This is a genomic window from Neisseria sp. HMSC065D04, assembly GCF_001815675.1.
GTDB lineage: Bacteria > Pseudomonadota > Gammaproteobacteria > Burkholderiales > Neisseriaceae > Neisseria.
In genome coordinates, this window is the sequence record NZ_KV821453.1 from 1 (window position 1) to 11360 (window position 11360).

At 47.4% G+C, this 11360-nt stretch carries 23 protein-coding genes and 1 pseudogene; 20 read left to right on the plus strand and 4 right to left on the minus strand.

Annotated features, from left to right (window positions below):
• From HMPREF3050_RS00005 to HMPREF3050_RS00010, 3 genes and pseudogenes are all read right to left on the minus strand, one after another.
• Positions 1-337 (minus strand): annotated as a pseudogene (locus tag HMPREF3050_RS00005) (hypothetical protein); the annotation flags it as partial.
• The gene (locus HMPREF3050_RS14495; protein WP_168166244.1) at positions 309-458 is read right to left on the minus strand and encodes a hypothetical protein; all 150 of its coding nucleotides are present in this window, start codon (positions 456-458) and stop codon (positions 309-311) included. The gene HMPREF3050_RS14495 and the pseudogene HMPREF3050_RS00005, both read right to left, overlap by 29 nt.
• Positions 455-682 carry a helix-turn-helix domain-containing protein gene (locus HMPREF3050_RS00010; RefSeq protein WP_070772977.1) on the minus strand — a complete coding sequence of 76 codons (228 nt, stop codon included), beginning with the start codon at positions 680-682 and terminating at the stop codon, positions 455-457. The genes HMPREF3050_RS14495 and HMPREF3050_RS00010 overlap by 4 nt, the downstream gene beginning before the upstream one ends.
• Positions 683-851: 169 nt before the next feature.
• Here HMPREF3050_RS00010 and HMPREF3050_RS00015 point away from each other — a divergent pair, with 169 nt between their 5' ends.
• On the plus strand, positions 852-1040 hold the full coding sequence (locus HMPREF3050_RS00015) for a hypothetical protein (RefSeq protein WP_070491881.1): 189 nt from the start codon (positions 852-854) through the stop codon (positions 1038-1040).
• Here the strand turns inward: HMPREF3050_RS00015 and HMPREF3050_RS13995 are convergent.
• Entirely contained in the window at positions 1017-1172 is a 156-nt protein-coding gene (locus HMPREF3050_RS13995) for a hypothetical protein (RefSeq protein ID WP_141756629.1), read from the minus strand. The genes HMPREF3050_RS00015 and HMPREF3050_RS13995 overlap by 24 nt on opposite strands.
• A gap of 390 nt (positions 1173-1562) precedes the next feature.
• On the opposite strand from HMPREF3050_RS13995, the gene HMPREF3050_RS00025 reads away from it, so the two are divergent.
• The 19 genes from HMPREF3050_RS00025 to HMPREF3050_RS00105 all read left to right on the plus strand — a co-directional run bounded on the left by HMPREF3050_RS00025 (position 1563) and on the right by HMPREF3050_RS00105 (position 11252).
• The gene (locus HMPREF3050_RS00025; RefSeq protein ID WP_070772981.1) at positions 1563-2249 is read left to right on the plus strand and encodes an XRE family transcriptional regulator; all 687 of its coding nucleotides are present in this window, start codon (positions 1563-1565) and stop codon (positions 2247-2249) included.
• A 58-nt stretch (positions 2250-2307) separates the two neighbouring features.
• Positions 2308-3159, plus strand: a complete 852-nt coding sequence (locus HMPREF3050_RS00030) for a BRO family protein (RefSeq protein WP_070491872.1) — start codon at positions 2308-2310, stop codon at positions 3157-3159.
• A gap of 161 nt (positions 3160-3320) precedes the next feature.
• A complete protein-coding gene (locus HMPREF3050_RS12930) occupies positions 3321-3503 on the plus strand; it encodes a type II toxin-antitoxin system HicA family toxin (protein ID WP_016686371.1) in 183 nt (60 codons plus the stop codon).
• Between the two features lie 111 nt (positions 3504-3614).
• A complete protein-coding gene (locus HMPREF3050_RS00035) occupies positions 3615-4016 on the plus strand; it encodes a type II toxin-antitoxin system HicB family antitoxin (protein WP_070772983.1) in 402 nt (133 codons plus the stop codon).
• A 536-nt stretch (positions 4017-4552) separates the two neighbouring features.
• Positions 4553-4792 (plus strand): hypothetical protein, encoded by a 240-nt coding sequence (locus HMPREF3050_RS00040; RefSeq protein WP_070772986.1) that lies wholly within the window; start codon positions 4553-4555, stop codon positions 4790-4792.
• On the plus strand, positions 4789-5151 hold the full coding sequence (locus HMPREF3050_RS00045) for a hypothetical protein (RefSeq protein WP_070772987.1): 363 nt from the start codon (positions 4789-4791) through the stop codon (positions 5149-5151). The genes HMPREF3050_RS00040 and HMPREF3050_RS00045 overlap by 4 nt, the downstream gene beginning before the upstream one ends.
• Before the next feature lie 240 nt (positions 5152-5391).
• Complete coding sequence (locus HMPREF3050_RS00050; protein ID WP_070772989.1) at positions 5392-5664, plus strand: hypothetical protein; 273 nt, start codon at positions 5392-5394, stop codon at positions 5662-5664.
• Positions 5661-5918: a hypothetical protein gene (locus tag HMPREF3050_RS00055; RefSeq protein WP_070772990.1), complete on the plus strand. Its 258-nt coding sequence runs from the start codon at positions 5661-5663 to the stop codon at positions 5916-5918. Before HMPREF3050_RS00050 ends, HMPREF3050_RS00055 begins: the two co-directional genes overlap by 4 nt.
• The gene (locus HMPREF3050_RS00060) at positions 5915-6715 is read left to right on the plus strand and encodes a PD-(D/E)XK nuclease-like domain-containing protein (protein WP_070772992.1); all 801 of its coding nucleotides are present in this window, start codon (positions 5915-5917) and stop codon (positions 6713-6715) included. Before HMPREF3050_RS00055 ends, HMPREF3050_RS00060 begins: the two co-directional genes overlap by 4 nt.
• Positions 6716-6718: 3 nt before the next feature.
• Positions 6719-7480: a hypothetical protein gene (locus tag HMPREF3050_RS00065; protein ID WP_210399900.1), complete on the plus strand. Its 762-nt coding sequence runs from the start codon at positions 6719-6721 to the stop codon at positions 7478-7480.
• 43 nt (positions 7481-7523) lie between these two features.
• A complete protein-coding gene (locus HMPREF3050_RS14725) occupies positions 7524-7721 on the plus strand; it encodes a hypothetical protein (RefSeq protein WP_210399901.1) in 198 nt (65 codons plus the stop codon).
• 9 nt (positions 7722-7730) lie between these two features.
• Entirely contained in the window at positions 7731-8063 is a 333-nt protein-coding gene (locus HMPREF3050_RS00070) for a hypothetical protein (RefSeq protein WP_070772994.1), read from the plus strand.
• Positions 8017-8445 (plus strand): single-stranded DNA-binding protein, encoded by a 429-nt coding sequence (locus HMPREF3050_RS00075; RefSeq protein WP_070772996.1) that lies wholly within the window; start codon positions 8017-8019, stop codon positions 8443-8445. Before HMPREF3050_RS00070 ends, HMPREF3050_RS00075 begins: the two co-directional genes overlap by 47 nt.
• A 9-nt stretch (positions 8446-8454) precedes the next feature.
• Positions 8455-8784, plus strand: a complete 330-nt coding sequence (locus tag HMPREF3050_RS00080) for a hypothetical protein (protein WP_070772998.1) — start codon at positions 8455-8457, stop codon at positions 8782-8784.
• A 96-nt stretch (positions 8785-8880) separates the two neighbouring features.
• Positions 8881-9129 carry a hypothetical protein gene (locus HMPREF3050_RS14950; protein ID WP_246830188.1) on the plus strand — a complete coding sequence of 83 codons (249 nt, stop codon included), beginning with the start codon at positions 8881-8883 and terminating at the stop codon, positions 9127-9129.
• 80 nt (positions 9130-9209) lie between these two features.
• Entirely contained in the window at positions 9210-10157 is a 948-nt protein-coding gene (locus HMPREF3050_RS00090; RefSeq protein WP_070773005.1) for a hypothetical protein, read from the plus strand.
• Positions 10158-10266: 109 nt separating this feature from the next.
• Positions 10267-10554 carry a hypothetical protein gene (locus HMPREF3050_RS00095; protein ID WP_070773000.1) on the plus strand — a complete coding sequence of 96 codons (288 nt, stop codon included), beginning with the start codon at positions 10267-10269 and terminating at the stop codon, positions 10552-10554.
• A 2-nt stretch (positions 10555-10556) separates the two neighbouring features.
• Entirely contained in the window at positions 10557-11021 is a 465-nt protein-coding gene (locus tag HMPREF3050_RS00100) for a nucleoside triphosphate pyrophosphohydrolase family protein (RefSeq protein WP_070773001.1), read from the plus strand.
• 60 nt (positions 11022-11081) lie between these two features.
• Positions 11082-11252 (plus strand): helix-turn-helix transcriptional regulator, encoded by a 171-nt coding sequence (locus HMPREF3050_RS00105; RefSeq protein WP_070773003.1) that lies wholly within the window; start codon positions 11082-11084, stop codon positions 11250-11252.
• The last annotated feature ends 108 nt before the right edge of the window (positions 11253-11360 follow it).

Sequence of the window (11360 nt, forward strand, 5' to 3'; positions counted from 1 at the left end):
TAGGCTTACCCTGATTAGGCTTACCCTGATTAGGGCTTTGAATCGGCTCGTCGTAAACCGTGTAATCCGTTGAGCCATCACTGTTTTTTCTTACTGAAATAAAGCCTTTCTCTTTTAGCTCGTTGATGATGTTGTAAATACCCTCTCTGCCTGTTGGCTTCTTCGTGTCCTTGGTTACATTCACAAGCTCCGCAACCATGACTTGCCAGTTATCAGGTTTTGTCAGCAGGTATCCAAGTAATCCCATTGCTTGCCAGCTCAGTTGATTTTTGTCATAAACCTTGTTGCTGACGATTGTGTAATTGTGTTCACGCTTCGTCCGAATAATTGCCATCATCAACCCCTTTCACTTCTTCAACCCACTTATCCAATGCTTCCTGCGCCTTGCTTACGTCTTCGGTTTGCATATAAGCCAACACCAGCAATCGGGCTTCGTGTATTCTTTGTTCTCGGTTCATGGTTCAATTCCTGACCTTGCGATTGAGTAATGGGCGACCGGATTTTTACAGTTGCCGACCTTGAATTTAGGCTTGTTGAAAACAAAGCCCCTGCTTTCCAAGTCGATAATCCGAGAGCATAACTGCGTGATATTCAAATGTTTTGCTGCTTCCAAAGATGTGATGTGTCCGTTTACGCGGATATACTCGACAATCTTCTTGCATTGCGTTTGTTTTTGGTTCATAATCGCCTTTCGTCTTACCTGAATCGTTTCCTCGCAATTCAGGGGAATTGCCCGCCTCGGCGGGCTTTTCTTTATCGGTTGCCCGTCTGTCCGGGCAGTCAACCGTCTTTCCGATTTGTCATCACTCCGTTACAATCGAGTTTCCACACAACAACCGACGGAGTAAAAAATGTCGTCCAACTTATCCTTCATACTTACCAAAGAGCTTATCCGCAGCGGTTCTATCCGCTTAAGCGGCAGTTCAGCCAAAGTACAAGCCGAAGAATTGGCGGTATTCATCCAAACACTTCATCAAAAACTCGAAGAATCGGGGCTAAATACCGATGACGGCCATTTAATCGAGCTGCTTTCTAAGTAATTCAAAGCCGTCTTTCAATCCCTCCGCGATTCTGTAAACCTCATCGCAGCCTTTGGCGGCGGCTTTCAGCATCGCCTTTTTAATCAGCCGTCTGTCTTTCTTTGACAGGCGGTTTTTATCCTGCTTCTTCATTTTTTTTTCCTTTCTGATAAACAAGTAAATGGATATTCAATTTGTTGCAGGCCTCGTGCCTAAACCCTGCCCACGTTACCGCGTGGGGTTTTCCTTTTTACGGCCTTCGCTAAATCTCTCAATCCGTCCATGATTTGGTATCGTGGATTCTGACGTTCGCCGCTTGCTATCTTATTAATTAACTCTTGAGAACATCCAACAGCTTTTGCAATCTCAAGAGAACTTTTGTGTTGCCGTAGAAAAACGACAATTTCCTGTGGTGTCTCTTTCATTTTTTCCCTTCTGTGAAACTTTTTTGTAATTATAAGTACAAAAATACTTAAATGCAAGTACCAAAGTGATTATTTTTTGTAGTACATTTGTACCTATAACAACATGAAGGAAATCAGCATGAGTGAAATCAAAGACCGCTTGAGAGAAGCTAGAAGAAGCAAGGGCTTAAGTCAGGCAGGATTGAGTAAGCTATTGGGAGTAAGCCAAGCGTCAATCGCGGCTATTGAAGCAGGGCGTAACAAACGCCCAACAAATTTAGTCTCTATTGCCAAAGCGTTAGACGTTTCCCCGTATTGGTTGGAAACTGGAAAGGAAGATAAAGAGATTGTTTCAAACGCCACGCCTCTAGGGAAAATTGAGGAATGGGACAATGACACGCCGTTATCTGAGGACGACTGCGAAGCGCCACTGTACAAAGAAATCAAGTTATCAGCCGGAAACGGCTTTGCTGACGATATAGAGGACTACAACGGTTACAAGCTGAGATTTTCGCGTAACACACTCAGAAAGCATGGAATCAATCCTGCAAACGTGGTTTGCGTGATGGCAGACGGAGACAGCATGGAGCCGGTATTTCCGAGCGGCGCGACATTAGGCATAGATACCGGCAGCAAGAATATTCGTGATGGGCAGATTTACGCGATAAATCACGGCGGCCTATTGCGTACCAAGATTTTGCACAAACTGCCGGAAAACAAAGTCAGAATCAGAAGCTACAATCAGTCTGAATATCCAGACGAAGAAGCGAGCCTAGACGACCTGTCTGTCATCGGGCGTGTGTTTTGGTGGAGCGTGATGGTTTGATTTGAGTGTAAATCATCATTATAAAACAACATTTTATGGTAAAATAAGAGTTTGAAAAATGACTAAATTTAATTGCGATATGACACACCAGCTTGCCGTATTTTCCCCTCAGCCAACAGTAACCTTTGACAGCTTTTCCCAGTCCGATGAAAACACCTTTTGGTATGCTTCGGACTTGGCAATGATGCTTGGCTACAATGATATGCAGGCCATTCTAAAAGCAATCAACCGCGCCCATTCCGTATGCTTCCAGTTGGATATCCCGATCACTGAAAACTTTATTCAGACGGCCTCACATAATTGCGACAATGATATTAAATTGACACGGTTTGCCTGCTACTTAACCGTGATGAATGGGAATATCAGTAATCCGCGCGTAGCGGCGGCGCAAGCCTATTTTGCCAAGCTGGCGGAAGAGATTAACGCAACATTCCGAGATGCAGACGACGTAAACCGTGTGTTCTTGCGCGGCGATATTACCGACCGAGAAAAGACATTAAACCACCTTGCCCACAGACACGGCGTAGAGGAATATGGCTTATTCCAAAATGCCGGTTATCGCGGCTTGTACAACATGAACATAAACAAGCTGAAAAACTACAAGGGCGTAGGCGACCTGAAAGGCTCATTACTGGACTTTATGAACCCTGTCGAATTGGCGGCCAATACGTTCCGAATCACTCAGACAGAGGAAAAGATACGCAATCAAAACATACACGGACAAAAGCCATTAGAACGAGCTGCCGAAGAAGTGGGACGCTCAGTCCGCAATGTAATGATTCAAACGTCCGGCACATTGCCGGAAGACCTCAAATTGTCTGATGAAAAGATTAACAAGGTTAGAACCGGAATCAAGCAGACAAAACGCGCCCTTGAGAAACACGACAAAAACCTAAATAAAGACAAGTAATCGCACCAAGCCCGCCACGCGCGGGCTTTCTTTTTGCCCAATTCGTGAGAATACATCAAAATATTTACACACAAATACACACTAGAATTTGACAATTATTAGAATGGTGTGTATTATTACACACATGGCAGACGTGCCATGTTTTGAGCGAGGAGATGTGATTGAATAGTCTAGACATTATCGCTCTACTCAAGCAGGATGGTTGGTATAAAGTTGCACAATCTGGGAGCCATTCGCAATATAAGCACCCAACAAAAAAAGGTCGTGTAACAGTGCCACATCCAAAAAAAGACTTGCCGATAGGTACGGTAAAAAATATCTTTAAGCAAGCCGGTTTGAAGTAAGGGCAAGCAGCGGGGAAACCCGCTGCCATTCTTCTAGCCAAATAATCAAGGGTATCTCACGCTCCCATCACCCAATCACAAAGAATACATGAAATGAAAAAAGGATGAAAAATGTTTATCCCTGCCGCTTTGCACAAAGACAGTCATTCGGCATATGGCGTAACCATTCCTGACTTACCGGGCTGCTTCTCTTATGGTGACACTATTGAAGAAGCGATCACAAATGCCCGTTCTGCCGCCTATATGCACATTGATGGCATGATTGAAGACGGAGAGTTTAAAAATCTTTCCGTAAGCAGTATTGCCGATTTAAGCCAAGAGTCTGATTATGATGGAGCAACATGGGTAATGATTGAAATCGACCCAGCCAAAATCAGCCAACAGCAAATTAGGTTTAATGTTAGCTGGCCGCAGTATCTGCTTGATAGAGTAGATGAATACACTTCGGCAAATCATGAGACCCGTAGTGGTTTTTTGGCAAAAGCTGCTTTAATCGCCATGAGTCAAACATAACCCCCTAGAAATAGAAAGCCCGCGTAATGCGGGCTTTCTATTTGCCTATTGATAGGGGTTTACCCTTTTCGATAGGGGTTATACCGTTATTTGCTTCACATTTACCGCCTATATGGGCGGTTTTCTTTTGTTGCTTATAAGTACAATTAGACTTAAAAATATAGAAATAAATTCTCTTTAAAATCAACAACTCAAGTATTTTTATACTGTATTAAGTATTTTTGTACTTTACAGATTTTAAGTATTTTTGTACTATACACCCATCGAAACAAAACAGACGGCTAAGCAAAGCCCGATACGGTTTCAACGGTCTTTAAAAATAAGGAAACGCAGTAACCGCCCTTCAGGTAGGCGATAGCCGATAGGAAGACATGGATAGGCATGGGGGAAGTCGAACAAACGGTTACAGGCAGGCGGGAAGCCGAAAAGACAATAACCCGCAGCGCAAACAGAGCCGCTTTGAAAGATAGGCGGCTTAATCAAGGGTTTGGGCAAACCGACCCCTTGATTAAGACAACAACGCGAGGAAACTCAAAATGCTTGATTTAAGCAAACACATCAACAACAAGGCCCGATGGGTAAAGGGCGAATTTGACGATAAGGTCGAAGCAGGTTTTTCAGCTTCCCAGCTTTACAGAGACACCATTGAGACGATCGGATTTGTCGGCGGGAAGTTGGGAGCGGCAACGGGTAAGGTCATGTTCTATTACTTCCCCGACGGTACGAAACTGAAAATCACATCATCGCCGTCAATCACTTGTGAGGTTATCAAATGAGCAGCATCGGATATGTATCCACTGACTGGGGAATGAGTGGCGAGGACGCAGCCTACACAAGAGCGCAGGCAGTCAGCGAGGCGAAGCAAGAACGGTTTTTCACGCTGGAAGACGACATCGAACATCTCGTCATGAAGACGGCGTTTAAGTACCGCGAAGCCCTTAAAGGGTGCCAAGACGAAACCCCGCGCCAGTGGGAATACAGAATAAATCTCCGAGATGAAGCCGCATGGGTCAGTAACGAGATGATGGAAGTGATGGAAGACGCTATCGAGGACGACCATTACTACACACGAATCGAAAATCTCGATTTTTACGCAGACCGATTTATCGAGCAGGAAAAGATTAACGCCGCCTGAAGCGGCAAAGAATACCCATGAAGTGGATAGAGTAGGCAAACCGTTAGTCGTGAGTGGGGATGCCGGCGGTGGTTTTTGTTGAAAAGTTTTCCCACCGCCTTAAACCGCGACAATGCGCGGGCGACGATACCTTTAGTTGCCGCGGCGCAGGCTGAACGAAGAAACAGCCAAGCCCGCCGAGTTTAGTAAGGAAGATTCGGCGGGCAATCCCAAACATCATGAATCAGCGAGGAAACAACCATGAAATACACAGCAATCATCATCGCTTCGGCGGCAGTAGCTTTTTGTGTGCAGGCATACGCGAAAGCGCAGGCATATATGGACTACACAGACGTTTCGTCAATCGGCGTGGACGCTATCGACCCATACGAAAACATCCGCGACGCGGTGGCACGGCAGGAGATGCGGGCAGCCGCCAAAGCGACGCGCGAAAACGAAGCCGCAATCGCGGAAATGTACGAACAACTGACAGCCGCCGAGAGAGTGCGCGGCGACGCGGAGGCAGCAAAATGAACCATCGACCATACGAACTTGCAGGCAGCCTGTCGGCAAAGGTTAAAGGCTTTATGGGTTTGCCGCGAAGCCTGAACGTAGTCATGCGAAAAGTGCGAGGCGGCTATCAGGTCGGAATCATGCCCGACGGTTACAACAAGGTTACGTTCCGACCCGATAAGGCAAAACGTGCGGCGTTGCAAGACGTTCAGGTTTTCAAAACCGAAAAGGCGGCGCGGAAGTACATGGATAGCCTTTTGGCAGGTGGGTTATGACAATCATAAGCAATATGAGCAATGCCGACTACCACAGCCATGCGGCGGTCAGCAAGACACAGTTAGACCAACTTGCCAAAAGCCCCGCCCATTACAAACACGCGCGGGAATCGGAAACCGAAAGCACACAGGCGATGATTTTCGGTAGCGCGTTTCACGACTACATCTTGTTGCCTGAAGTGTTTGCCGAATCTTACGCGGTCTTGCCCGATGACTTCAATGGGCGAACCAAAGACGGCAAAGCGCAGTTGGCAGAGATTGCAGAAAGCGGAAAGACGATTCTAAAAGCCGAATGGGTAGAGCAAATCAAAGGCATGGCAGCAGCCATCCAAGCACACCCAAAGGCGGCGGCATTGTTGAGTAGTGGCAAGCCTGAACAGTCTGTCTTTTGGCAAGACGAAGAAACTGGCATTGATTGCCGTTGCCGTCCTGACTTTTGGAATAGCAACGGAATCATCGTTGACCTGAAGTCAACAGACGACGCAAGCCCGCACGGTTTCGCGCGGTCAGTCGCCAATTACCGATACCACGTTCAGGACGCCTTTTACAGCAACGGCATTTATCAGGCGACAGGGGAATATCCGAAAGGGTTTATCTTCATCGCCGTCGAGAAAAAAGCACCGTTCGCCGTCGCCTGCTACACACTGGACGACGAAGCAAAAGAGCGCGGACATGAACTGTTCCGCAGGGATTTAAGGACGCTTGCTGAATGTATCAAGGCAAATAAATTTAACGCATACAGCGAAAACATCGAGCCGTTATCTTTACCGGCTTGGGCATACTATGACAAGGATTAAAAAATGAATCAAATGGTAAAAAACCCGTTTCAACAAACGGCGGTTTCTGAATCACTGCCAAACACAATGACCGAAGTCAAGTCGCAGCGCGAAGCAAGCGAGATACAGGCGATGGTCTTTATGGCTAAACAGTTCCCGCGCAATCAAATTCAGGCAGCAGACCGAATCTTAAACGCCTGCACACGTCAGACGTTGGCAGATTCGGCGGTTTACAGTTACCCGCGCGGCGGGCAAAACGTCGAAGGCCCATCAATCCGATTGGCTGAAGTCTTGGCGCAGAACTGGGGCAATATCGATTTTGGCATTCGTGAACTGTCGCAAGAAAACGGCGTGTCAACAGTCGAGGCTTACGCTTGGGATTTGGAAACCAACGTCCGGCAAGCAAAGGTTTTTCAGGTAGTGCATAAGCGCGTGTCAAAAGGCGGCGCGAAAACGCTTACTGACCCGCGCGACATCTATGAGATAGTGGCGAATCAGGGCAGCCGCCGACTCCGCGCCTGTATCTTGAGTGTGATTCCGGGCGATATTGTGGAGGCAGCTTTGGCGCAATGCTCAATCACGCAGGCAGCAAGCGTTGGCACGAAACCCGAAGAAGTCAAAGAGACCATCCGAAAACTGACCGAAGCGATGGGTAAGTTTGGCATTACTCCCGAAAACATCCAAGACCGTTATCAATGCCGTCTCGAAGCCATCCGCCCCGCGCAGATTGTCGAATTGCGGAAAATCTATACAAGCCTTAAAGACGGCATGAGGCAAGCCGTATGACTGGTTCGCAATCCAAGAAGTCAAGAAATCAAGCGCGCAGGATTTGAACGCAATGGTCGAAGCGCAGCCTGTCGAGAAAGCCAATCCTGAACCAGCGGAAGAAGCACCCAAGCCCACGCTGACAGAAGAACAGTTCGCGGCATTGGTTGAAGCGGTGTCAACAGGCGTGAAAGAAGTTTCCGACGTCTTGGAAAACTACAACCTGACCGACGAGCAAAAGGCAGAAATCAACGCCCTGTAAGGAGCCGTCATGTTCGCAGTGTTTGGTAAAAGCCGTCCCGAAGAAGAAAAACGGCGGCGGCTTGTATATGACAAAAAGCAGTCGAAGTGGTACGAGGACACGCGCAAATGGAAGCGGCTTAGTAACGCCCGCTACCAAATCAGCCCTGAATATTCGTCAATCGAGACGGCGGAGGAATTTATCAGGCTGTTTGCGGGGAATCCCGACATCCACATCGTCGGAATCAGGCAGGCGCAAGAGATAGACGGAAAGACCGTTTGGAAGCCTGTCAAAACAGTTTTTAAAGGAAGCAAAAATGCTGAACAAAGTAATTTTAATCGGTCGTCTCGGTCGAGACCCTGAAACGCGCTATATGCCGAACGGCGAGGCGGTCTGTAACTTCAGCGTCGCCACGAGCGAAGCATGGAACGACCGCAACGGGCAGCGTCAAGAGAAAACAGAGTGGCACAACATCACCATGTATCGCCGCCTTGCCGAAATCGCTGGGCAATACCTGAAGAAAGGCAGTCAAGTGTATTTGGAAGGCAAAATCCAAAGCCGAAAATATCAGGGCAAAGACGGCATCGAGCGCACGGCATACGACATCATCGCCAATGAAATGAAAATGCTGGGTGGTGGTAACAGTGAGCAACAGGCGCAAGGCGAAACGCCAACGCCGCCGCGCCGTCAGGCACCAGCCGCGCCCGTTGGTGGTAATGACGAATCAGATGACATCCCGTTCTAGGAGTGCGAAATGGTAAGTAAGTTTAAGTTTGGGGATATGGTTTCTTGTAAACACTACCAAACGTCAGGCGTAATAATTGGGATTGATGAAGCATCTAATGCTGCAAGCATTTTTATTGATGGGCTTAATATCCCGCGTTATGTGCATCTCGATAGCCTAGAAATTATCAAGCACCCTGACACCGTTCGCCTTGATTGGCTGGCAGACAAGCACAACAAAATAGGCAGCGTGTTACTCCCGCGCGAATGTGTTGAAAAGCACATCGACAGTATGCGCGACGCGATAGACGCAGCGATGCAGTTTTATAACGTAAAGGATGAAAATAATGATGCAGTTTAAATTCGGTGACCGCGTGAAGCGGAAATCAGACGGCGCGGTTGGTATTGTAGTTAGCATAAGTTTTAAATCCGTTTTGGTTTTTTTGATGGTAACGCGGTGTCCAGTTTTTATGATGCTGACGATTTTGAAATCATCCCACACCCTGACACCGTGCGCCTTGACTGGCTGTTAAAGAATGATTGCGCTTTAACAGAAAGGCTTTGCGACGAAGATGGCGATATTCTTGAAACCCCAAATGCCGTTATCCAAAAGCAAGAAGACCATTTTGAGGTATTGGCAGCTACAAGTAACGACATCCGTGAAGCCATAGATGTTGCTATGGCATACATCGACAGCAAACGATAACAACCCCACAGGCAGGCAGCCAAACGCCCGAGCCGTTGAGAGGACGGCAAAGCGAGGAAACCATGACAACAGCAAGTCAAATGATGGCCGCCAAGCGTGCGGCAAAGAAATCAACGCAGCAAGAGCGCGCCCTGAAACGTGCGGGCAAAGTGAAAAACATTGACCGCAACAAGCTATCGGGAATGTCGAAAGAGCAAAAGGACAACATCAACGCAATGCTGTCAGGCGAAAAGGTATCAGCAGACGAAGCGGTTACATGTAGCGTCAAGATGTGGCTGTCGTTGCAAGATATGCGCTATGCCTGCAATCAGGAGTTAATCAACTTCGCAGAGCATATTATTAAGCAGGTTCAGCGGCTTGGTCTGTACTGCAACACAGACGACCCAGCGAACGAGAAAAGCGTGGAGTTTGCCTGCCGTGAAGCGTCGCAAGCGGTCGCGCAATGGACTAAGGATTTTGACGACCTTAGCCCGAATCAACGTCAATTGGTATTGCGCCCGCTGTCTAATCTCTTCGCCGCGTATGAAGAGTTTTTGAAAGACGCGCCGGTTCGTTTAATCGCCGAAGTGTCCACATACTCAATCGCGGTCAGCGTTACCAAGAAAGCCATGACGTTTTTAGAGCTTGATGGCGGAATCATTTCAGCGGTTGATAAGGTCGTCAACGGTAGCGATTCCCGCGCGGAAGCCCGCCGCCTGAAAATGCCCTATGCCGAATTTACCGACCGAATCTTGCACGCCACAAACCTGCTTTACGATGTGGGGATTCAGGCAGATTCAGCACTTTCAGAAATGTACGGCAAGCCATTAAACCCAATCCGCCCGCAGCGTATCGGTGACGTGCGTCAGCCGATGATGAAAATGCTTGTCGCTAATAAGGGCGGCGCGCTAGTTCAGGCTGTCAAGGATTCGGAAAACATCATACGACATTGCGACAGCGGAACAGGATTTAGCTGTTTTAACTGGGCTAAGCATTTTAAACGCGCGGCGAACCTGGTTAGCCTTATGCGACAGGACGCAGCGGCATGAAAGAGATAATTATCGCAATCCTGATCGCCGCCGTCATCATCGCGGTGGAAGTATCAGGAATCCCGAAAGGGGCGATACAGATAAACGAATATCAGAAAGGGCAGATGAAGTGACAATTTCAGACGACCTACGCCAGCTATCAGCGGCGATAGATTATCTCAACAGAAAACGGGGCGAGCTTTTAGACGACCTGAAAGATAACCCCGAAAAACACGGGTGCCCGTACAAAATCGGGCAGGAATTTAAGACGCAGGACGGCGCGGTTTACAAGGTCGAGGCAATCAACGTCTTGACCTATCCAAGCGCGGAGGGGTTATGCGCCTACTACCAAGCGCAGGCGGTAAACCAAAACAAACCGCATGACCGCAAAGAATACACCGTACAAATAGGAGCTTGAAAATGAATATTGAAAAAGTAATTGATTGGTTCAAAGCAGCAAAGCCAAATCCGACAGAAAAAGACAAGGCAACCCAAATCGGGGCGCATTTTGAAGAAGTTGCTGAAATGATGGCGGCGTTGTCTTGCAACTCGGCACAAGCAGAGCAGATTTCGCAAGAATTTTATGTATGTGATGCCATTGATAAGAATAGTGATGGCAAATTTGTAGAATTGCCAGAAAACTGGGAAATCGACCTACTGGATTCCCTGTGCGACCAAATCGTAACAGCAATCGGCGTGGGCTATATGATGGGCTTTGACATGGCTGGGGCATTGCAAGAAGTCAATTTGTCGAATTGGAGCAAGTTTGACGAAAACGGTAATCCAATCTTTAACGAGAACGGGAAAATCGTAAAAGGCGAAAATTACTTTAAACCCGATTTGAAGAAGTTTGTACGGAGCAATGATGCGCCGGCGGCTGAATAACTACCAATCCGACAGGCGGCGGAAATACCGCCTGACGAAACTACGAAAGGCAGGCAGAAAATGAAATTACTCAAATTAAAAGAAGTCTTAGAGATAACCGCTTGCGGAAAGACAAAGCTTTATGCCATGATTAAGGATGATGTATTTCCGCGCCCGTACAAGATTGGGGCAGCCTCGCGATGGCGATTAGATGAAGTGGAAAACTGGATTAAAACGCGCCCAGTTTCGTAGCAGAAAATCAAAAGCGGGTATTAAATCGGGTATTATTCAGGCGGAAATAACAAAGATTCTTTAATTAACAGCAGGTTAGATTCAAAATGCTTTTGTTCATTGATAACT